The 22,121-nt window shown below is 56.8% G+C and carries 20 protein-coding genes; 5 read left to right on the forward strand and 15 right to left on the reverse strand.

Going from position 1 to position 22,121, the window contains the following annotated elements; genetic code table 11:
* Positions 1 to 5: 5 nt before the first annotated feature.
* The 3 genes from GSP01_RS09510 to GSP01_RS09520 are packed head-to-tail and all read right to left on the reverse strand — an operon-like array spanning position 6 to position 3,011.
* The gene (locus tag GSP01_RS09510) at positions 6 to 1,406 is read right to left on the reverse strand and encodes an ArnT family glycosyltransferase (RefSeq protein WP_255320890.1); all 1,401 of its coding nucleotides are present in this window, start codon (positions 1,404 to 1,406) and stop codon (positions 6 to 8) included.
* A 4-nt stretch (positions 1,407 to 1,410) separates the two neighbouring features.
* A complete protein-coding gene (locus GSP01_RS09515; RefSeq protein ID WP_141352996.1) occupies positions 1,411 to 2,517 on the reverse strand; it encodes a glycosyltransferase in 1,107 nt (368 codons plus the stop codon).
* 11 nt (positions 2,518 to 2,528) lie between these two features.
* Entirely contained in the window at positions 2,529 to 3,011 is a 483-nt protein-coding gene (locus tag GSP01_RS09520; protein WP_141352998.1) for an Lrp/AsnC family transcriptional regulator, read from the reverse strand.
* A gap of 98 nt (positions 3,012 to 3,109) precedes the next feature.
* On the opposite strand from GSP01_RS09520, the gene trxB reads away from it, so the two are divergent.
* Positions 3,110 to 4,084 carry a thioredoxin-disulfide reductase gene (trxB, locus tag GSP01_RS09525; RefSeq protein ID WP_141353000.1) on the forward strand — a complete coding sequence of 325 codons (975 nt, stop codon included), beginning with the start codon at positions 3,110 to 3,112 and terminating at the stop codon, positions 4,082 to 4,084.
* A gap of 118 nt (positions 4,085 to 4,202) precedes the next feature.
* Positions 4,203 to 5,102 carry a LysR family transcriptional regulator gene (locus GSP01_RS09530; protein ID WP_141353052.1) on the forward strand — a complete coding sequence of 300 codons (900 nt, stop codon included), beginning with the start codon at positions 4,203 to 4,205 and terminating at the stop codon, positions 5,100 to 5,102.
* 455 nt (positions 5,103 to 5,557) lie between these two features.
* Here GSP01_RS09530 and GSP01_RS09540 read toward each other — a convergent pair whose 3' ends face one another.
* The 3 genes from GSP01_RS09540 to GSP01_RS09550 form a co-directional block, all read right to left on the reverse strand.
* Positions 5,558 to 5,863, reverse strand: coding sequence for an integration host factor subunit beta (locus tag GSP01_RS09540; RefSeq protein WP_141353002.1), 306 nt, complete (start codon positions 5,861 to 5,863; stop codon positions 5,558 to 5,560).
* Between the two features lie 40 nt (positions 5,864 to 5,903).
* The gene (sppA, locus tag GSP01_RS09545; protein WP_141353004.1) at positions 5,904 to 6,848 is read right to left on the reverse strand and encodes a signal peptide peptidase SppA; all 945 of its coding nucleotides are present in this window, start codon (positions 6,846 to 6,848) and stop codon (positions 5,904 to 5,906) included.
* 90 nt (positions 6,849 to 6,938) lie between these two features.
* Positions 6,939 to 7,406: a MucR family transcriptional regulator gene (locus GSP01_RS09550; protein ID WP_141353006.1), complete on the reverse strand. Its 468-nt coding sequence runs from the start codon at positions 7,404 to 7,406 to the stop codon at positions 6,939 to 6,941.
* Between the two features lie 779 nt (positions 7,407 to 8,185).
* Here GSP01_RS09550 and GSP01_RS09555 point away from each other — a divergent pair.
* Both GSP01_RS09555 and GSP01_RS09560 read left to right on the forward strand, forming a co-directional pair.
* Complete coding sequence (locus GSP01_RS09555) at positions 8,186 to 8,374, forward strand: hypothetical protein (protein WP_141353008.1); 189 nt, start codon at positions 8,186 to 8,188, stop codon at positions 8,372 to 8,374.
* A 302-nt stretch (positions 8,375 to 8,676) separates the two neighbouring features.
* Positions 8,677 to 10,920, forward strand: a complete 2,244-nt coding sequence (locus GSP01_RS09560; RefSeq protein ID WP_141353010.1) for an FUSC family protein — start codon at positions 8,677 to 8,679, stop codon at positions 10,918 to 10,920.
* A 61-nt stretch (positions 10,921 to 10,981) separates the two neighbouring features.
* Here the strand turns inward: GSP01_RS09560 and otnI are convergent, their stop codons facing one another.
* The 5 genes from otnI to ltnD are packed head-to-tail and all read right to left on the reverse strand — an operon-like array spanning position 10,982 to position 16,071.
* Complete coding sequence (gene otnI / locus GSP01_RS09565; protein WP_141353012.1) at positions 10,982 to 11,779, reverse strand: 2-oxo-tetronate isomerase; 798 nt, start codon at positions 11,777 to 11,779, stop codon at positions 10,982 to 10,984.
* A gap of 25 nt (positions 11,780 to 11,804) precedes the next feature.
* Positions 11,805 to 13,193, reverse strand: coding sequence for a GntT/GntP/DsdX family permease (locus tag GSP01_RS09570; protein WP_141353014.1), 1,389 nt, complete (start codon positions 13,191 to 13,193; stop codon positions 11,805 to 11,807).
* A gap of 33 nt (positions 13,194 to 13,226) precedes the next feature.
* Positions 13,227 to 13,868, reverse strand: a complete 642-nt coding sequence (otnC, locus tag GSP01_RS09575) for a 3-oxo-tetronate 4-phosphate decarboxylase (protein WP_141353016.1) — start codon at positions 13,866 to 13,868, stop codon at positions 13,227 to 13,229.
* Entirely contained in the window at positions 13,865 to 15,154 is a 1,290-nt protein-coding gene (gene otnK / locus GSP01_RS09580) for a 3-oxo-tetronate kinase (protein ID WP_141353018.1), read from the reverse strand. Before otnK ends, otnC begins: the two co-directional genes overlap by 4 nt.
* Positions 15,151 to 16,071 carry an L-threonate dehydrogenase gene (gene ltnD, locus GSP01_RS09585; protein WP_141353020.1) on the reverse strand — a complete coding sequence of 307 codons (921 nt, stop codon included), beginning with the start codon at positions 16,069 to 16,071 and terminating at the stop codon, positions 15,151 to 15,153. The genes otnK and ltnD overlap by 4 nt, the downstream gene beginning before the upstream one ends.
* A 145-nt stretch (positions 16,072 to 16,216) precedes the next feature.
* Here ltnD and GSP01_RS09590 point away from each other — a divergent pair, with 145 nt between their 5' ends.
* On the forward strand, positions 16,217 to 17,182 hold the full coding sequence (locus tag GSP01_RS09590) for a LysR family transcriptional regulator (protein WP_141353022.1): 966 nt from the start codon (positions 16,217 to 16,219) through the stop codon (positions 17,180 to 17,182).
* A 147-nt stretch (positions 17,183 to 17,329) separates the two neighbouring features.
* Here the strand turns inward: GSP01_RS09590 and GSP01_RS09595 are convergent, their stop codons facing one another.
* The 4 genes from GSP01_RS09595 to GSP01_RS09610 form a co-directional block, all read right to left on the reverse strand.
* Positions 17,330 to 18,049 (reverse strand): hypothetical protein, encoded by a 720-nt coding sequence (locus GSP01_RS09595; protein ID WP_218023657.1) that lies wholly within the window; start codon positions 18,047 to 18,049, stop codon positions 17,330 to 17,332.
* A gap of 145 nt (positions 18,050 to 18,194) precedes the next feature.
* Entirely contained in the window at positions 18,195 to 19,502 is a 1,308-nt protein-coding gene (locus tag GSP01_RS09600; protein WP_141353024.1) for a c-type cytochrome, read from the reverse strand.
* Positions 19,503 to 19,516: 14 nt separating this feature from the next.
* Positions 19,517 to 21,295: a GMC family oxidoreductase gene (locus tag GSP01_RS09605; protein ID WP_141353058.1), complete on the reverse strand. Its 1,779-nt coding sequence runs from the start codon at positions 21,293 to 21,295 to the stop codon at positions 19,517 to 19,519.
* Positions 21,295 to 22,023 carry a gluconate 2-dehydrogenase subunit 3 family protein gene (locus GSP01_RS09610; RefSeq protein ID WP_141353026.1) on the reverse strand — a complete coding sequence of 243 codons (729 nt, stop codon included), beginning with the start codon at positions 22,021 to 22,023 and terminating at the stop codon, positions 21,295 to 21,297. The genes GSP01_RS09605 and GSP01_RS09610 overlap by 1 nt, the downstream gene beginning before the upstream one ends.
* Positions 22,024 to 22,121: the final 98 nt, after the last annotated feature.

The raw sequence follows: 22,121 nt of genomic DNA on the forward strand, positions 1-22,121 counted from the left end.
GAGGTTTAAGAACGCCCGGGAAGCTGCACACCTATCGTGAAACTTGGCGGGCTGACGGTGAAGCAGCGGATGGGTTGAGCGCGGACTTCCCGGCACAGTGTTGCGGATTTTTCTGGAACCGTGCCATGCCGCTGCTCCTCGACCATGACGGCTTTTGCGCTCATTGCTGGAGAAAGGCGGAAAAGCTGCCAGCGCGTATCCGTCCCGATCACGGGTAGGATATCCTGAGTGAACGCCAACCTTGAGGCGAGAGCGTAATCCTCAGCGGCAAGCGCGGTTGCGCCTTCGGCTTTGGCCTTCAGAGCGAGCTGTCGGGAAAAGGTTTCCCAGCCGCCGGTCAGACGCAAAACCGGATCCCGATGGGGCACAAGGTGCAGCGGCGAAAAAACCGCCTGAATACAGACAATGAGCGTCAGCGCCAGCCCGCTGATGACGGGCCAGCGGACGCGCCAGCCTGTTTCAAGAGCAGCCAGGGCAAAGACAGGATAGATCACTGCCGGCCAGTTTGGCTGGACCCGGTCCCCGAAGGCATGCGTGACGAACACGACCATCGGCACAAGAGCCAGCCAGGCCAGAAGGCGATTGCGTTTGAGACAGACCCAGAGCCCGACCGCGAACAGAACGAAAATGAGCGGCGTGGCGAGGCCAATCTGCCCCCCGATCAGCTCGCCCATGAACTGGACGGCACGAGCCGGATGCCAGTCTCCCGCCCTGCCTCCCTGTCTGATGAAGCTGGCCCAGTGGTGATACGCATTCCACAGGATGACAGGTGACATCGCCAAAAACAGGACCGGAATGGCCAACCACGGACCAAACTGACGGCGCAAGCGTCCCGTCGCAAGGACAGCGCCCCCCAGTCCGGCACAGATCAGGACGGCGGTGTATTTTGAATCAAAAGCCAGCCCCAGAAGAACAGCCGAACCGATCCACCACGGAAGAGTAGCACGCGGTTTCAACTCTGGATCGACAGCACGGCTGAGCGTGTAAAGAAATAGCGTGATGAAGAACAGAAGCGGGGTGTCTGGCGTCATGGTGACGGCGCCCAGACCCAGCATGAGCGTAGCATTGAGCAGCAGCACAGCCCCGAAGCCGGACTTTGGCCATGAGCAGGACGGCAGCAGACGCCGTGCTGCGTGATAAAGCGCCCAGCTTCCGGGCAGAACGGAGAGCGGACCCAGCAGACGGACACCCAGCGGTGTCTCCCCGGCGATCCATGTCCCGACACGGATCCAGAGGGCAACCATGAAGGGATGATCCAGATAGCCTGGCTGAAGATTGCGGGACCAGACCCAGTAGTAGGCCTCGTCGGGCGTCAACGGGACATTGGCCGCCAGACACAGCCGGATAACGGTCAGAAGGACAAGAAACGCCCAGAACAGCCGAAGTTGGCGCGGGGTATCACTCACAATGTCAGCGCCAGACAAGCGTGGAAGAGACCGCGTAGTTCCAGACAACGCCGACGACAGCTCCGGCAGCGGAGGAACGGTCCCAATGGCCATGGCCGGCGCTGTCCAGCATCATGCGGGCAATACCAATATTGGCGATCGCACCCAGCGAGCAAACGGCAATGAAAATGACCAGTCCGCGCCAGAGCTTCATCCCTTTCAGACGACGGTCATGATAGGTGAATCGGTTGTTGAGCATGAAATTCGTCAGGATGGCGACGGCTGTTCCGGCCAGCTGGGCCCAAGAAAAACTCAGACCGCAGGCGCCTGCCAGATTCAGGACGGCCACATTGACGGCCACGCCAATCAGCCCGACCAGCGCAAAAGCCATGAAACGCGTCGGCAGCCAGCCTCGAGCCAGCTTGTCGAGCAGCATGGTCGCAAACTGGATCAGGACCACGATATCGAGCTTGCTCTCGCCGGCCTGCCGCGGGCGGAATACAAAAGGCACCTCGACGATACGCACGGTCCGGGGTGCTGACATCACCAGATCGAGTAGAATCTTGAAGCCTGTTCCCGATAGTCGGTGTAGCAGGGTGTCAAAGAGATCGCGACGCATGGCGAAAAAACCGCTCATCGGATCACTGAGCGGATGCGGCATGATGGCCTGCGCGGCTCGGATGCCCGCATCTGAGAGCATGTGTCGCCAGTGCCCCGCCAGTCCGGCGCTATCTCCGCCTTCGACATGTCGACTCGCCACGACGATATCCGCGCCGGATTGCAGTTCGGCCAGCATGGTGCGCAGGACGGATTCATCATGCTGCAGATCACCGTCCATAACCGCGACCCACGGGGCACTTGATGAGAGAATTCCTTCAATCACGGCGGATGACAGGCCACGGCGCCCGACCCGGCACAGCACCCGGACCCGCGGGTCCAGACGTGCAATGCGGGACACCTCGGCCGCCGTGCCGTCCGGAGAGCTGTCATCGACGAAGATGACTTCCCATTTCCGGCCTTCAAGCGCGCTGTCCAACGCGGCGACCATGGGCCTCACATTGGCGACCTCGTTGTAACACGGGACGATGACACTCATTTCGGCCGGAAGCGGCAGCAGCCGCGAGGCGGTCATGGGATCAGCCGTCAGATCGGCACGCCGGCAAGATCACGGCTTGTATGGATGGTCTGGAGAGTTTGGACGCGGACGACATGCGGGCTGTCGGTCAACAGGCGCGTCAGGGCATTCTGGTGGGCGGCGTCGCGGGCAACAAGGCGCACGAGGAAATCGCCGCCACCACGAATCATATGGCATTCCCGCGTTTCGGGCCAGGCGCCGACCTGTGCCTCAAAGGCTTCCAACACGCTGCCTTTCTGGCTCTCGAGACCAATCAGGGCATAGAAATTCAGGGACCAGCCCAGCAGGGCCGCATCCACTTCTGCATGGTAGCCCTTGATGATCCCCATTTCTTCAAGCCGCCGGACACGTCGCAGACAGGGGGGCGCGGAAATGCCGGTCCGACGGGCGAGTTCCACGTTGGTCATGCGTCCATCGACCTGAAGTTCGGCAATGATCTGCCGGTCGATGGCGTCCAGTTCAATCGGTGCGGGGTGTGGCGGTACGTTCATTTCACTCTGACATATATGGCAGGTGACATGATCCGCAAAGATGGCAGATGCGTCGGAAGTCTTTATATGGGGGACCAGATACCCATTGAGGACCCATCATGCCTGAAATCCATCATACGGATCTGCTGGTCGTTGGCGCCGGCCCTGCTGGTTACACCGCTGCGATCTACGCGGCCCGCGCGAGCCTCAAGCCGATTCTCGTCACCGGGATGCAGCCCGGCGGTCAGCTCACCATCACGACTGATGTTGAAAACTATCCCGGCTTTGCGAATCCTGTGCAGGGCCCCTGGCTGATGGAGCAGATGCGCGCGCAGGCCGAGCACGTCGGGACGCAACTGGTTTATGACCTGATCGTAAAGGCCGACCTAAAGAACGGTCCGGGGCCGGACGGATATTTCCGGCTAGTCGGAGATTCTGGAGACGAATTCCGGGCACGCACAGTTGTGATCGCCACGGGAGCCCAGGCCAAGTGGCTCGGCCTCGAATCGGAAAAGCGCCTCCAACGTGGTGGCGTTTCAGCCTGCGCGACCTGCGACGGCTTCTTCTATCGCGGCAAGACGGTCGCCGTTATCGGCGGCGGCAATACGGCGGTCGAGGAAGCGCTGTACCTGACGCATCATGCGGACAAGGTGCATCTGATCCATCGCCGTGACAGCCTGCGGGCCGAGCGCATACTGCAGGAGCGCCTGTTCTCCAACCCAAAGGTCGAAGTTCACTGGAACCAAGCTGTCGAGGAAATCCTGGGCGCGGGTGACCCGGAAGTCGTCTGCGGCGTGGCCCTGAAGGACACGCAGACGGGCGCACTCTCTAAGCTGGACGTGGATGGCGTGTTCGTGGCCATCGGTCATACGCCCAATGCCGGTCCGTTCCGGCATGAAGTCGCTTGTGACAGCGATGGATATATCCTGACGGAAAACGATGGCACAGGCACGTCAGTCAAAGGAGTATTCGCAGCCGGTGATATCCAGGACCGGATTTTCCGGCAAGCCGTGACGGCAGCCGGAACGGGCTGCATGGCGGCGCTTGAGGCAGAACGATATCTTTCTGGCATACCTGCCATGACAAAAACTTGACCCTCGCCTGCGCTTCAGACAGTTTCGTCCATTCAACGACATATCTTGACGGATAACGCCGGGACGTATGGGTAAGAAGGACGAAGACCGTCGCATCGGCGAACGGGGAGAAAACCAGATGGACTGGGACAAGCTGCGGATTTTTCACGCCGTGGCAGAAGCCGGTTCCTTCACTCATGCCGGCGACCGGCTGGGACTGAGTCAGTCGGCAGTTTCGCGCCAGATTTCCGCGCTTGAAGATGTCCTGCGTGTGCCTCTGTTCCATCGGCATGCGCGTGGGCTGATCCTGACGGAACAGGGCGATGTCCTGAATCGTACCGTGCGGGAAGTCTTCTCGAAACTCGCCCTCACCCAGGCCTTCCTGAGCGAGAGCAAGGAACGGGCGGCTGGCAAGATCAAGATCACCACGACGACCGGCTTTGGCCTGTCCTGGCTTTCTCCGCGCCTGAACCGGTTTCTAGAGCTGCATCCCGATATCGAAGTCACGCTTCTGCTCGAAGATGCAGATCTGGATCTGGGCATGCGGGAGGCCGATGTTGCGATCAGGCTCCATCCGCCGACCCAGCCGGATCTGGTTCAACGTCATCTCGCGAATTTTCCCATGCCAATTTATGCCAGCGCCGAATATCTTGAGCGCAACGGCACACCACACTCTCTGGAAGACCTTGCCAATCACCAGATCATAAGCTTCGCAGGCTGGCATCTGCCACTTCCCAACGTGAACTGGTTGCTGGATCTGCTGCGGCAGGAAGGCGTTGCACGCCAAGGGAGCCGGCGACTAGCGATCAATAATATTTCTGCGGTTGCAAACGCCATTGCGGCTGGAACCGGGATCGGCTCACTGCCCCTTTATGCCGCCACGGGCTATCCCGGACTCGTCCGGATCCTGCCGAACCAGCAGGTCCCGCTGGTGGAGGCCTATTTCGTCTATCCAGAAGAATTGCGGACATCTAAACGGATCGCAGTGTTCCGGGATTTTCTTCTTTCAGAAATCAGCAACCTCAAGGGCCACGACTAGGGCAAATACGGGAGACGGTCCCGTCTCCCTATCCCCGGCGCCCGTGCGCCCCGGGACACGCATGAAGCCGGTTGCTGGAACGGAAGACCGCTTCCCCAACCGGGGCAAACCCGCTTCCACGTCCAAGACGTCGGCCGCTGTTGGGCATCTGCTCCAGCACAATAACGCCGGATGCTATTCGGTAACAGATTTTCGCCTGCGTCGAACGCGATCTGGCCGTGTGATGCAGCGATGTCCTGGCCGGAGTTTTCAATACTCCATGAGCTAGAGCGCCTGACGGAGCCAGAACAGATCCTCCCACCAGACACAGGCTGCCGACCCAGGCAGACACAACCAGAAAATGTGGGACAGGTTTCATGGCCTTACAATACTGCAGAACTGGCCCTTCGAACCAGCCCCAGGCCTGACGCAGGGTGTTCCTCGCACGCGCTTGATGCAACACGGACACAGCCCGTTCAGTCAGCGTTTTTGCGAGTAGACAGACGTTGGTTGACGCGTTCCCTAAGTTCCTTGCCCACCTTGAAGAAGGGAACGCTTTTTTCCTCGACCGGCACGACATCACCGGTCCGGGGATTACGCCCCGTCCTGGCTGCCCGTTCGCGGGGAAGAAAAGCTCCGAAGCCCCGCAGTTCGACCCGGTCTCCCCGCGCAAGCGCCGCCCCGATCTCGTCAAAGACCGCATGAACGATACGTTCGATATCGCGGGTAAGAAGATGTGGGTACGCGGCCGACAGTTCGGCGATAAGTTCGGATCGGGTCATGACAGCTGTTCCACCTGACTCCGCCTTCTGAAACGGGTCATCAGAGTTGCAAAATCGCAACGGCTCCGTCAAGGCCCTCGCGATCGATCACACTTGAGAAAGTTCCACCCAACAGGCCCTTCAGAAGTGCCTTTTTATCAGGCCATTGATACCAGTACCTTGAATGCTCGGGGATTAGTGGCACTACGGGATAAGATGCATTACCGATCTTCAGCTGTTTCCTGAGCCAGAGCCGGGCCACATCTTCATCTCCAAGCTCGTCCACCAGCCCCAGGGCAATCGCCTGGCGGCCCGTATAGGCCCGGCCGTCCGCAAGGGATCGGACCTTTTCCTCGGTCAGATGGCGACCTTCGGCGACCATCGAAACAAACTGGCCAAACAAGTCATTCACGAGTTCCTGAAGCATCTGCCGACCTTCGGGCGTCAGAGCACTGGTGGGATCGGTCTGATTCTTCATGGCGCCGGACGTGATGGCATCCATGCCGATACCGAGACGCTCCAACCCAGCCGAGACATCGGGGCGCTGTAAAAGAACGCCGATTGAACCGGTCAGCGTAGAGGGTAACGCCACGATATGCTGGGCGGGCACGGATAGCATATAAGCGGCAGAGGCGCCCATATCCCCCATGGAAACAGAGACGGGCTTGACGGCGGCAAAGCGCTTGACGGCTTCGTGCAGGCGCTCTCCTCCTGTCACACCACCGCCAGGGCTATCCACCACAAGCAGAAGTCCAGTCACATCGGACGAATTCCGCGCCTGTTTCAGTGCCCGCACAGTCTGGGAGACGTCATTTTTTATGATGCCGCTGATGACTAGCCGGACGATGTGCGGTCGCTGAATGGAGCTCGTACTGACGGCACCGCCATGACCGGCCATCGAAATGACCACGGCACCAACAAATGCAACAAGAGCCCCTACCCGCCAGAGCAACAATTGCCTGCGTTTGACCTGCCCCGCCAAAAAAGCACTCAGTTCAGCGTTAATGGAACCGCTCCTGTCCTTGTCGTCTCAAAAGAACCGGCTGGCGATACCACTCCTCTTTGGAAAAATCCCACCAGCCAGCCCTGACGATACTCAGTTCTCCTTCTTGGTACGACGTCCGCGGGCACCATCTTTCTTGCCTTCGCCGGTTGCGGCACTGATCTTGCGTCCAAGGCCGATCTCGCGCGCCAGAGCAGAACGACGCTGGGCATAGTTGGGAGCGACCAGCGGATAATCCGAGGGAAGACCCCACCGCTCACGATACTGTTCCGGTGTCATATCATAAGCGCTCTGAAGATGGCGCTTGAGCATTTTCAGCTTCTTGCCGTCTTCGAGACAGATGATATAGTCCGGAAAAACAGAGCGTTTGATGGGAACTGCCGGCTGCGGGCGCTCGGATTGCGGCTCTTCCTCGGGAGTTCCTGCCTTAGCGAGGGCGTCATATACTTGGCGGATCAGGGCGGGCAGTGTTTCTGCTTCAAGTGTTCCACGGGAGGCCTGAGCAGCAACGATCTTGGCAGTAAGTTCCAGGAGACCTGTACTGGAAGTGTTCTCGGACATAATATTTCACCCCTCTGCTCTAATGTTTTTTAGTTCCATAACGCCTATAACAGGCTAGGTAAATGCGGAATAGAAATATTTAGCGAACGCCTTTTCCGGATCAAAAATATCATCATATCAAAATAACCCGCAAACAAAAAAAGCAAGCACCTATCCCGTAGTATTCAATCTTGCAGACCATATCTGGAATGGTAACATGAACCACGAAACTGTTGTGCTCTCAAAGACAAACAATTTTTCCAGCTGACGCCCTCGTTCACGGAAATTTCGTCAATATAGAGTAGAAACCGAGTCTATTACAGTTCACCATAAAGGTTCTATCCGACCTTTACGTCCCTTCTACCACGCGTACTCTTCCTAGCACCCCTTTGACAACCAGCCCTTTCCGGTCTTTCGTGAAAATATTCCCGTCTGCTTTCGTATCAGAGGCGCCTCAGTGGTTTTAGTTACTTTGTTTTACACTTTAGACACTGCGTAATAACCTAACCGCCCCTAATGAACTTGTAGAACAGCTCAAAGAGCCTCGCAATCGAGAGCCGAAAACGTATGCTTGACCTACATTGCCAGATGCCGGGCGACCGCAGTCCTGACTGGCAGGTCATCCGTAACTGCCATGCTTCCACTCTTATCAACAGTCAGGCGGCCGCACTTGCAGACGCCCTGAGTCACGATGCCTCCAGAGCGGGCATTCTGCTAGGATAGTCAGAAATACCGTTTTGCCCCGGAACTGGAAGGAGGTATTGTCGATCCTGCCAAAGTCGTCTCGGATGCAGGCAATCTTGCATACAGCTGCCGGCAATGAGTGGTGGAACGGAATTGCTCCGGTGCGCTGCATCCTGACGCCGCCGATATTGACCCTCTCCTTCCTTGGCCAACCTGCGCGGAAAACGATCATCGACTACCAAAGCCCACTATCGGCATGCAACACGGAGCTTGTTGCAGGAGAAGACCCGACGCGGCAGAGATAACCGTCTACTCTCCGTGGCTGGCAACCGAGCGCGAGGCTCTAGCTTCCAAAGTGACAATGATGCTGGGCGTTACAGGTGCGAGTGCTATTTTGGTGCGTCAGGCAAAAGTGTCGCGTGAGCGTTCAAAACCTACTCCACTCGTAAATGGAAGTATCGGACGGGTAACCATACACCCGTCTTAACTGTTGTGCCTCCCCGATGAGGAGTCGAAGACACGCGAATATACAAAATTTATAACAGATATCAGAATGGAAATTTCCTCTCTCGCCGGATAATGTTGTTAGGGCTAAGACACTCACGCAATGAGTGGCAGCACTATATCCTCGGGGCAACCGACTCCGGATAATACGACCACACGGCCTGCACCTCTGCGGCCGCGCGCGCGTCCCTTTCTCTCGTGGCTGTATGCACCCAGCCCCTCTTCCGTCACCTTTGCCCTGCGCAACACCGTTGCAGCCTGTCTGGCCGTCGGAATCGCGTTCTGGATGGAGCTGGACGATCCGGCCTGGGCTGCCATGACCGTCTGGGCTGTTGCACAAACCAGCCGTGGCGAAAGCCAGTCCAAGGCAAAATGGCGTATCGTCGGCACCATCAGTGGCGCCATCGCCGCCATCACCATCATGGCAGCCGCCCCCCAGGCTCCATGGATGTTCTTTCCCATGGTCGCCTTATGGATCGGTCTGTGCAGCGGATTTGCAACATTCGTCAGTAACTTCCGCTCTTATGCCCTTGTTCTTGCGGGATATACCTGTTCGATCATCTGTATGGGTGCCGCGTCCAATCCGGACAATATCTTCATGGTCGCGATGTCGCGTGGCACATACATCGTGCTTGGTGTGCTGTGCGAAGCTTTCATGGGTCTCATTTTCGCGACGAGCCAAGAAAGACATGCCAGGGCACAGCTTCGACAGAAACTTGAATCCGCTCTAGTCCTCGTCACCACCACCTTATGCAGTCTTCTGGGCGAAGAGCGCGGCGCGCTGAATGCCGCACGGAGACAATTCGGGACGATTTTGACAATCAATGACCAGATCGAGTTCGCTGAAGTCGAGATGGGACCGCACGGCCATGAAGGCGATCACGCACGCGCGGCGCTCGCAGCGGTTTCAGCTCTTCTATCCCGCGGCTTCGGCATGGCCATGCGCCTTCAGGTGCTCAACCACAATCATCCGGCGTTCACGAAAACCGCTGACGAGATCCTCGCCTTCCTCAAGCAGTTCCCGCAGCGCCTGCCGGACCAGAATGCCGTTCCTGCCCTGCTTGCGGACCTTCAGCACTTTCGCGACATCTGCCGCCTTTATGCCGCGCCACATCGCGAAAGCGACATCCGCTCGAACCTTGAACCCATCCCCGGCCTCGAACCCTTTGACCAAACTGACGAAGGTCAGGAAATGCAGGAAGACAGGCTGGATGAACGTATCCTGTTCGTCTCCCTGGGCGAACTTCTGGGAGATCTGGAGCAGGCCATCAAGGAATACGAGGCCAGTACACATCGCATCAAAGGCGATCATTTCCATTTCCAGCTTGAAACCCATCGCGACACCCGTGAAGCGGTGCATAACGGTTTGCGCGGCGCGTGCGCTGTTCTGATAACGGCCTATATCTATGAAGTAACTGCTTGGCCGAACGGGCTTGGTTTTATTGCTATTACGACGCTGGTCTGTGGTCTGTTTGCGACCAAGGAAAACCCCGTCCTTGGCACAACCGAATTCCTCAAAGGAGCCGTCGCGGCTTATTTCATGGCATGGATTCTGGTTTTCGTACTCATGCCGAAAGTCACGACCTTCGAGACTCTCACGCTCTTTCTAGGGCCAGCAATGTTTCTGGGCGGCCTGGCGAAGGGTAATCCATCCACGGCTGGTGGCTCAGCGGCCTACGGGCTTCTGCTGCCAGCAATGCTGGGGCTTGAGAACCATCACGTCATGAACGAAATCGCCTTCTACAATGGGAATATGGCGACTGTTCTGGCGGTGGCTGTCAGTGTCATCGTGTTCCGGAGCGTCCTGCCGTTCAGCAGCGATGCCGAGCGCTTCCGTCTGCGTCGAATCATGCTCAGAGAACTGCAGCATCTGGCACATCCGGGCTTCACGCCACGCATCAGCGTCTGGATCGGTCGCAATACGGATCGCTTTGCCCGGCTGATCCGCCATGCTGGCCCCACCCCGGCCCCGCTGATCGAAGCGTGTATTCTGGGCACGCTGGCAACGTTGACGCTAGGCCTGAACGTCATCAGGCTCCGCGCACTTCTGGACCGTGAATACTTGCCCGAAAGCGCGCGACGTCCGATCCTTCTGGTTCTGCATTATGTGGAACAATCCACGAAGCGGCATGACAAGGCGGCCCGTATTGCGGAAGCGGCGGTTAGGCGCCTGCGTGTTCTGGACGCCCAGGAAACAGATCTGGTGACACGCCTCGAACTGACACGTGCCATCACCTATCTCGTCGTCATTGCCTACACGATGCGGACGAACGAGGATTTCCTCGATGCCAGCAAACCTTTCCGGGGCGAGAGAAACAGCCGCCTGCTCAATTCCGGTCAAGGCTGATCCGAGCATCTCAGGGACTTGCTACCGCCAGACTCTGGAACGGATGCTCTGCCGGAGTGACCTAAGGCGTTTCTGCGGTAGCTCCTCGCCATGGACTTAACCAGTCCAGACCTTCGGAGGTCGAAGCCCGCGGGTTGTATTCGCATCCAATCCAGCCCCGATAACCAAGACGATCCAGCAGAGCGAAGAGATAGGGGTAATTGATCTCTCCCTCATCTGGTTCGTGCCGCTCCGGGACGCTGGCTACCTGAATGTGACCGATTGATCCAAACAGAGTTTCCAGTCGAACCGCGAGGTCACCCTGCATGATCTGCGCATGATAAACATCGAACTGGATCTGGACGTTATCTGCCCTAACCAGATCACAGACCGCTTTTGTCTCCTCCTGATAATTCAGGAAATAACCCGGCATGTTGCGCGTGTTAATGGCCTCCAGAACAATGGTCAGTCCTATGGATTGCGCCTGAGACGCCGCGTATTCGATATTCCGAAGGTAAGTCTCCATCTGCTTCTCATGCGGGATTCCGACATCGCGCAAACCAGCCATGACATGCAGGCGACTGTTTCCGAGAGCCTGGGAATACTCCAGTGCGGCCCCGATCGTACGGCGGAACTCCTCCTCACGGCCAGGCAGCGCCGCCAGTCCACGCTCACCTCGATCCCAGTCTCCTGGTGGTGCGTTGAACAACGCGACATGCAGATCATTTCCCCTGACCCGGGCGCACAGATCCTGCCTGTCAAAAGCGTAAGGGAACAGAAATTCGACTCCCTTGAAACCGTCACGCGCGGCGGCATCGAAGCGCTCGAGGAACTCAAGTTCCGGGTAATTCATAGTCAGGTTTGCGGCAAAAGCAGGCATGACGAGAGACTTCCCTTGCAATGAACTACGAGACGAAAGGCCACAGCAGACAGGTGGCCAGAAACCCCAGGACACCGAGCGTGGTCGTCAGAACGGTCCAGGTCCGCAGGCCATCGGCAACGTCGATCCCCGACAGTTTCGTGAAGATCCAGAACCCTGCGTCGTTGACATGAGAAACCGACAGGCCCCCGCCCCCCATGGCGAGCGCAAGCAGGGCAAGCTGGTTGGGATTGGCATGCATCTCCGAGATCATGGGACCAAGAATCCCTGCGGTCGTCACAAGCGCCACCGTCGTCGATCCCTGCACTGCGCGCAGGATCATGCTCAGGATAAAAGCCAGGGCAAGCGCAGGCAGTCCGGTCGTACGGAGTATATCAGAGATGACGTGGCCGATGCCGCTTTCTACCAAAATGTTCCCAAACACGCCGCCACAGCCGGCGATCAGGATCACAAGGGCGACACCGGGGACCGCAGATCCGATGACCGTCGAGACCTGCTCAAAGCTCCATCCCCGTCGCAGTCCCAACGTATAGCCGGCAAGGAGAGTGTCGAGGAGCAGCGCCGTTACCGGCGAGCCGACAAGATGGGCAGCTCCGGCATAGGAAGAGGCGGCCGGCAGAAAGATCGACAGCGTGGTGCCAAGCATGATCAGGACGATCGGAAGCAGGATCAGCCCGACAATCAGCCAGAATCCGGGTGATTCGGCTGAAGGCAGCGCATGGGCGGATACTTCCGGCTGGGCATTGAACGTTCCGTCCTCACATCCATTAATTGCTGCCTGGATGTCTGACGCATATGTGAACTCGCGATGCGTCATGCGCTGTGCAATCAGCGCCCCGGCCCCACAGACCATAAGGGTGATCGGCACCCCGAACACCAGAATACGTCCCATATTTGCGCCGATCTGTGCCGCAGCGGCGGCCGGACCGGGATGCGGCGGCAGAAACGAGTGCACTGTCAACATGGCCGCACACATCGGGAGTGCGAAAATCATGAGAGAGCGCCGGGTCACGTTCGCCACACCGTAGAGCAACGGCATGACCATAATCACGCCGACCTCAAAAAAGACCGGAATGCCAATCAGAAAACCTGCAAGCATCAGGGCGAGCGGGACGCGCCGACCTCCGAAACGCGCGATAAGATCGCGCGCGAGAACCTGGGCGCCCCCTGAAACCTCCACAATCTTTCCGATCATTGCCCCAAGAGCGATGATGATGGCGATATGGCCCAGTGTCTTGCCCATCCCCGCCTCGATCGCAGGAACAATCTTGACCGCAGGCATTCCGGCGAAAAGCGCGACAAACATGCTGACAATAAGGAGCGTCAGGATCGGATGCAGCTTAAAACGGATGATCAGCACCAGCATCAGCACGATACCGGCAATGGCGCTGGCCAAAAGAACCATCGGGGTCATATCAGGACCTCTCCTGCTTTCGAAAAGGCCAAGTCAGTCCCATTTCACCCCGAACACAGCCGCAATTTCCGCAAGCGCGGCATCATCCAGCGGCGCGGGCCGTGGCGTGGTCATCAGCCACAGGCGCGCCGTTTCTTCGAGCTCCGCAAGCGCATCACTGGCACTTGTCACGCTACTGCCCCACACGACGGGTCCGAGCCGATCCAGCATGACGCCGTTGACAGAGGAAGCCAGTTCGGCCACACGGGCTGCCGCTTTCGGCGATCCCGGACGTTCATAAGGGATCAGCGGGACACGCCCGATTTTCATGACCTGATACGGCGTGATCGGCGGCAGAATGGCATCTTCGGCATCCACACCCGCTAAGGTCAGCGCAACAAGATGGGTGGAATGTGTGTGGATGATCCCGTTGCAGTCCGGTCTCTGCTCATAAATCCTGCGATGCAGAGTCACCGTTTTGGAGGCGCGTGGCCCGGAAACCTGATTGCCTTCAAAATCGGTTTTGGCGATTCCCTCAGGTGTGAGGCGCCCCAAACAAACATCCGTCGGCGTGATCAGCCAGCCGTCAGAAAGACGGGCGCTGATGTTTCCCGCGCTTCCGCTTGTATGCCCGCGCGCATACAGATCCTGCCCGATCGCGCAGATTTCTTCACGGCATGCTCTTTCATCAATCATGACTGATCTCCCGACAATGCCAGCAGCGCTTTTTCGAAGAAGTCAGCCTCACCGAAATTGCCTGATTTCAGGGCAAGTGCGAGCGGCTCGCTACCCGTTGATACGGTTGCAGGAACGCCCGGCGCAATCGGCGCGCCAATACGCAGACCTTTGACGTCAAGCGCCTGAACCACAGCGCCTGACGTTTCTCCGCCGGCAACGACGAAGCGCCTGACACCCCGGTTTTTCAACAAATGCGCGATACGACCCAGAGCATGCTCGACCATCTCCCCCGCCTTTTGGGCTCCTATCGCTGCCTGCACCTGTCTGAGTTCATCAGCCGGGCTGGTTGCGTAGATGAGCACGGTCTGGCCGGCGTGAGCGTCGAAGAAGGCAACCGCCTCTTCCGCAACCGGTTCACCGGCAGCCAGCTTCATGACATCAATCCGGTAAGCTGGCCGCTCAGCCTCGATCCAGCGTGCTACCTGAAGATTTGTCCTCAGCGAACCACTGCCGGCAAGGACAACATCCTTTCCGGCCACGGCAGGCAGAACTGCGGCATCCGCACCAGAGAGTTCGGTGCTCGCCCTAAAATTATCGGGTAGCCCCAGGGCAATTCCTGAACCTCCCGTGATCAGGACATGATCGCGGCAGGCCTGTCCGATCACTGTCAGATCAGCTTCGGAAATTGCGTCAACAATCAGAAGAGTGGCCCCCTCGGCCTTAGCCTTCCCGATCGCTGCTCTGATTTGCTCCGCCCCCTTGAAAACCGTCGAAAGGTCAATGAGCCCGACAGTTCCTGTGGACTGGGCCTGAAGCACGCGTACGAGATTGGCATCCTTCATTGGTGTCAGCGGATGGTTCTGCATCCCACTTTCATTGAGCAGCGCATGACCGACGAAGAGATGGCCATTATAGACCGTGCGCCCATTGGCCGGGAAAGAGGGTGCAGCAATCGTCACCTCTTGTCCCAGAGCCTTGGCCAGTGCCTCTGCAACGGGACCGATATTGCCCTTTTCAGTGGAATCGAAAGTGGAGCAATATTTGAAGACAATCTGTTGGCAGCCGGCAGACCGCAGGAAGTCCAGAGCGGCCAATGACTGAGCCACCGCCTCTTCCGCTGCAATAGTGCGTGACTTGAGGGCGACGACAATAGCTTCGGCATCGGCGATCATCGGATCATCCGCCTCAGGAATACCGATGGTCTGCACCGTTTTCATGCCTGCACGGACCAGCGTGCTGGCAATGTCGGTCGCGCCCGTGAAATCATCCGCGATACAGCCGATAAAAGCACCAGCTCTGGTCATGCTTCCTCTCCCTTGTCAGAAGATGGCAACGTAATCCCCGGGAAAATCTTGATGACTGCGGAATCATCTTCCCGACCATGTCCGGCCGCAGACGCGTTGAGGAACATCTGATGCGCGGTCGCCGCCAGAGGCAGGGGAAATTTCGTCCGACGGGCCGTATCAAGCGCCAGACCAAGATCCTTGACGAAAATATCCACCGCTGACAGCGGCGTATAATCTCCCGCAAGAATATGAGGCACCCGGTTTTCGAACATCCAGGAATTGCCAGCGCTGTTGGTGATGACTTCGAACAGGGTCGCCGGATCAGCACCTTCCCGTAATCCTAACGCCATAGCTTCGGCAGCTGCGGCGATATGAATGCCGGCCAGGTGCTGGTTAACGATTTTCACACGGGTGCCGACACCTACTTTAGCTCCGAGCCGATAGACCTTTCCGGCCACGGCAGGCAGAACCGCTTCCGCGCGGGCATAGGCTTCTTCGGGACCGGAGGTCATCAGCGTCATCTCGCCGGAAGCAGCCTTGGCGGCGCCCCCGGACATCGGCGCATCAAGCAGCCAAATGTCGCGCTTCCTCAGGCGTGTCTCAAGCCCTTCAATAAAGGCTGGTGCTACAGTTGCGCAGGAAATGACCAAAGAGCCAGGTTTCAGCGTGTCCACTGCCCCCTGTTCGCCGAAGAGGACCTGCTCTGTCTGCTCCGCATTCACCACCTGAATGATCAGGACATCACAGGATGCTGCGAGGGCAGCTGGTGACGTGTAAGCCTTGCCACCTTCAGTCTCGAACGCTGTCAGAACCTCTGCACGCACATCATAGGCGCCGACCGCAAAACCTGCACGCAACAATGATTTCGCAACACCAAGCCCCATCGCTCCAAGGCCGATCACACCGATCTGACCTGTCTGATCCTTACCCAGCATCGTCGTCCTCCATCTAAAGCGCTAAAGTTCTTTTTGCACCTGCCGCACAAGACAGAGGTGATTGAAGAGGAATAATTCACATATTTTATGATATGTCTAATGCACAAAGTGTTATGTTTCATCTTCCTCATGTTATGTTGAGCCCATGCAAGAGAAACAGCTGTTACCCCCCTCATGGTTCGTCGATATCCGGCTGAAGTTCCGGCATCTCCAGCTGTTGCAGGCTCTTTCACGCCACAACACGCTCCAGAGCGCTGCTGAAAGTCTCGGCCTGGCGCAGCCCGCCGCGTCACGGCTATTGGGAGATCTCGAAGATGTGATTGGTATCCCGCTCTTCCAGCGGGAAGGACGCCGTCTCGTCATCAACGCCTATGGCAGTGTTCTGACCCGGCATGCCAACAATCTGCTCGATGAACTTGATCGCACACGGGACGAGCTCAATGCGCTTCTCTCAGGTGGGGCGGGCACAGTATCAATCGGGGCCATCGACGGGCCCGTGGTTGATCTCTTGACGATGGCCGTCCTCAATATCCAGCGTGACAGCCCGGATATATCGCTCGAAATCCGTACCGGATCGAGTGTTGGCCTTTTTCATGACCTGGTAAATGGCGACATCGACATTATGATCGGTCGAGCGCCGGAAGATGCGCGAAACATGATGTGTCATTACACCCCGATCGGCGAGGAACCCATGGTCATCGCAGCGCGTCAGAACCACCCTCTGTTCAGGAAGGCATCTACTGTCCGACTTGAGGATATGGCGCCTTTCCCATGGGTCCTGCAACGGAAAGGAGGAAAGTCGCGCAGCAAACTCGAAAGCATATTCCAAGACAGGAACCTAGCTCTTCCGAAAGACATTATCGGAAGCGACTCCCTGCTAATGACACTTGCCTATCTAGAAAAAACGGACGCGCTGACAATTCTCTCTGCAGCAGTGGCCCATCAGCAGGCCAAATACAGGCAGATCCAGATTGTCTCATCCGATGTAAACATCGCGATCAGTTCGTACGGCATCCTAATGCTCAAATCCCGCAATCAGTCCCGCCCCACCATGAAGGTTCTCGACGAACTGGAAAAAACCCTACGACCGGTGACAAAACGTCAAGCCTAGCGCCCTGTGTCTCAAGCCTTGGGACGGAATACCGGGCGGCTGGCGAAACACCCGGTCGGCAGCCTGAAACGCATATTTGAACAGTGGAGTCCGTCAAATGTGGAGGGATCCATAAACCTTCAAAATCCCTCCAACCATTCAAAATACTTATTTCAGCTCATATTCATTGAATACCAAGTCTTCTGAACCTCCATTCGTAATTATATACGTCCCGGGATCAATAAGAAATGCATCCGCATCCTGCGTTTTAATTTGCGTAACAGTTGAATTTTTCTTGGTAGAAATAATCCTATTCCCTTTAAATACTACACGAACACCAGGTCCTTTTACCGTGTAAACACCTGTACTTTCCCCCGGTTTCAGCTCAACGTGCCAGCCATAGACAGTGGGTTTGTCCAAAACCAATTTGAATCCTTTAACATCAGATCGATCTCCTGCACCGAAGCCTTGGGGGCCGTTTTTCTTGATCTCAAAAGCAATCTGATGGTTGAGAGTTGTACCTGTATTGGTAATTCTATCCACTTCGGATTTGCCTTGATGAGGTCCGAAACGGATATGACCTGTTTCCATAACAGCATATTTCATCGGTTGACCAATATACTCAACTTTGACTGGACTGCCGCTAATGTGAGTATTCACGTAATCCAAATGCTGCTCATGCCACATTGTACGAACGCCTGGAAGCAACAGCACACGCATTACTCGAACGTCTTTGGTTTCATATATGACGTGATGTAATGGCTCATCTTTCGTTTCTACTACAGGCTCTCCATCTGGTCCTTTGGATGGAAAAGCATATCCATACCCCACAGATGAGAAATACAGTACCGAAAAAAGAATAAACGAATAACGACCATTAATATTCATGACGCGATTCCTTTTCATAGTTCGATTATATTTGTTTCGTCACTTACATAAGGGGCCACTTTTGTAGATACCCCCTATAAACTATACCTGATATCCATTTACAAAAACTATCCAACTATGGTATATTCAGAACTGAATACCTGTTTCAATCACCTGCAGGCCTCCTTTCATCCGTTGTTGCCTGCCGGATCTTCGCCACCTGTGGCGCCGTCATTGCCGCTCCGTGATTGCCCCAGCTCTGACCAAGAAAAGTGACAAGATCAGCAATCTGCTGATCATCCAGAACTTCCCGGTAGGAGCCCATCACCAGAGATGACGGCGCAGCCGAAACTCCGGGAAGCCGTCCGCCACTCAGAATGATATGAGCGGCGGAAGTTGCATCCGGTCCCTGAAGGACCGGGTTCCCGGCAAGAGGGGGAAATACGCCGGGATATCCCCGTCCGTCCGTCCGATGGCAGGCCGCGCAGCGATCAACATAAATCTTCGCCCCTTCCGATGGCATCTTTCCGGCGAATAACTGGCGTGACACCGCATCATCATAACGGAACGTCTCGACCGAAACGCCTGGCGGCGGACCAAGCGTCTTCAGAAAGGCCGCGATCGCCGCCAAGTCATGGTCATTCGTCAGAGAGGTCGAGTGCGCGATAACGCCGTTCATCGCACCGAATGTCGCGCCATACCTGTTACGCCCCGTTTTCAGGAAAGCCACGATATCCTCGGAGGTCCAGCCCACAAGTCCACCGACGTCATCACTCCGAAGACTAGGCGCAACCCAGTTGTCTACAATGAAGCCGCCGGACAGATATTTCGGCCCATCTGTTGCAGTCTGGGCCTTTTCGGCGAGTACGAGATTGCGCGGCGTATGGCAGCTTCCACAATGCCCGGGACCTTCCACAAGATAACGGCCACGCTCGACCAGCGCATCGGGCGTCTCATCATAAGAGGCAGATGGTAATGGAGGCGCAGGTGAAGGCGCAAAAAGCAGACGCCAGATCGCCAGAGGCCAGCGCGCTGACAATAACCATGGAATATCCGGCGCCCGGTTCTTCAGGCTGACCGGTGCAACACCTTGCGTGAGGTAGGCATAAAGGGCCTGCAGATCCTCATCCGTCATTTTCGAATAAGACGGATACGGCATCGCCGGATAAACGCTTGACCCGTCTTTTCTGATCCCCCGACGCATGAGACGCACGAAATCATCGTAGCTCCAGGTTCCTATCCCGGTGTTACGATCAGGCGTGATGTTGGTGGAGTAAATTGCCCCGAGCGGCGACTGAAGGGCCAGTCCACCTGCCAGATACTTGCCATCATGAGCGGTATGACATGCTTCACAGTCGCCCAGAACAGCGACATACGCTCCCCGTTTGATCAGATCCGCATTATCGGCATATGCCCCGGATGACTGCAGGACGCAGATCGCTCCCGCCAGTACCGGAAGAAGGCGCCGTTTCATTGTTTTACGCCTCTTCATGCCTGCACCATTGGTCCGGGAGACTTCAGATAACGCTCCCTGATTGCCTTTGCAGACCAGTAAGCCAGAGCGGCAACGGTACCCGTGGGATTATATCCGATGCCCTGCGGAAACGCTGATGATCCGATGACAAAAAGATTGGGCACTTCCCAATGCTGGAGATAGCGGTTGACCACACTATCCTTGGGGGACGTTCCCATGATCGCGCCACCCGCGATATGCGTCGTCTGATAATGGCGCAGGTCGAATTCTTCTCCGAACTCCTTCGTCTCGATCGACATCGATTCAGGCTTCATGGCCCGACCGATATCCGCCATCCGGTCTGTCACGTAGCGGATCATCTTCACATCGTTGTCATGCCAGTTAAACGTAATCCGCAGCAGCGGGCGCCCGGCAGTGTCACTGTATGTCGGATCAAGAGATAGGTAGCAGTCGCGAAATGCCATGTTGGTACCGTGGGCATGGATCGATATCGTATGCTGGAAGTTGTCCTTGACGGCTTTCTTCCAGTGCGCACCCCATTGCGGTGTCCCTTTGGGTACCGTGGCACTGCTGATCGGCTTGCTTCCGGCCTGATTGACCCAGATGGGCGCGCCACCAACAAACCCCAGCGGCCCATGATCAAAATTATCCGCATTGAAATCATCGATGGCAACACCGTTGCCACCGGCCCCGATGAACGGATTAGTGAATTTGTCCTGCCCGAAGAATAGCGTTACGCCGGATTCATTCTGATAGACGAAATTACGCCCAACAGTCCCCTCGCCCGTCTTGGGATCGTAAGGCTGTCCGATCCTAGACAAAAGAAGCAGATAGGGGTTGTTGTAGGCAAAACTGGCCAGAATGACGATATCGGCAGTCTGGCGAACTTCCTCCCCCTTGGACGTCCGATAGATCACGCCCGTTGCTTTCTTGCCCGATGAGTCCGTCTCGACCTTCAGGACGTCACACTCAGCACGCAACTCGAAACGACTTTCGCGCTCAAGTGCGGGAAAAATGTTCACATTCGGGGATGCCTTTGAGTAGTTGTAGCAGGCATAGCCGCTACAAAACCCACAGAACGTACAGGCTCCCATCTGGCATCCATAAGGATTGGTATAGGCCTGTGACGCATTGGCTGACGGTATGCGGAAGGGATGATACCCACATTCCGCCGCGGCCTTGCTGTAAAGTTCGGCGGAATAGGTGTTCTTCATGGCAGGTAACGGAAAAGGCGTTGAGCGGTCTGCGTCGAACGGGTTTCCATCTCCCACGATCTTGCCATTGACCTTGTAGGCCTGCCCCGAAGTTCCGAACACGCTTTCAGCAAAAGCAAAATGAGGCTCCAGTTCCTCATAAGACACACCCCAGTCCTGAATGGTCATGTCCTGAGGAATAAAGTCCTTTCCGTATCGTTCCTCGTAATGACTGCGCAGACGGAGCTCGGCCGGCGAGATACGCCAGTGGCATCCGGACCAGTGCAAACCAGCCCCACCGACCCCCGTGCCAGGAAGAAATGCGGCAAGCTGACGATAGGGCGCGGCCACGTCGCTTTCGCGGTGACGTACAGTCACCGTTGACTGCGAGGGCTGGAGAAAAAGGGCGTGCCGGGTGTTGTGCGTGAGTTCGTCGATTGACGACGGATAGGCGCCCTGGGGCCAAGTATCGCGACGTGGGCCGCGTTCGAGCGCCACCACGTTCAGCCCCGCCTGCGTCAGTTCCCGCGCCATAATGGCACCGACCCAGCCAAAACCCACAATCACCACATCCGTATGTTTCTCGCTACGGGAAACCATCATACGCCTCCCTGCACGGCGTGACCGCCAACCGAGACGGGCGGAAGGGGATAGCGCGCACCATAACGATCGACCCAGTCGGTAAAATCCGCACGCGCACCGGGAAACCCGATCATCTTCCAGGCTTCCATTTTGTAGTTCCCGCCATGTATCGGATCGGCGAAATAGCCTTCCTTACAGTTTTTCAGAATTTGCCCGAACAGCAGTTTCGACGATATCGGCGACAAAGTGAGCGTCCCCTTCTCCATCTGCCCGATGACCTGATCGCGCTCGCTGGCATCAAGCTGATGAAACAGCCTGCCATAACGTTGCATTATCGCACCATTTAACGCCGGAAGCCCCTGTTTGTAGATATCTCTTGGCGTGAAAAGGAGCTGGTAGCCCAGCGTCGCCGATGTTTTCATCAAAGGCGGTCGCAAATACCATTCGCTGCCATGGCCGTAAGGCGTATTCATCTGACGATCAATGAATTCCGGCACGTGCGCCTCAATCGCTCCAGGCCCTTCCGCATCGGCCGGAATCAACCTGTCTACGAAGCTACTCAGCGTTCGCCATTCATCACTGGAAAAAAACACGGGCCGATAGACATATTCCGCATCGGCAGCCTCTGATACGCTGGCTGCGGGAAAATGGAAGAAAGCTGTCGTAACAAGGCCCAGCGCTGTTCCCTGAAGCATGGCACGACGACCACAGACCAGGGATCCGCCGCTTCGCGATTTGTCGCTCATTCTCCAAACACCTTGTGAAATTCGACAACAGTGTCGTCCGAAAAATAACTGACAGAATGCCCATCGGGGCAAGTTCCCAAGGCACTGCCTCGCGCGCA

Origin of the sequence: Gluconobacter sphaericus NBRC 12467 (genome assembly GCF_006539125.1) — a bacterium.
Lineage (GTDB): Bacteria > Pseudomonadota > Alphaproteobacteria > Acetobacterales > Acetobacteraceae > Gluconobacter > Gluconobacter sphaericus.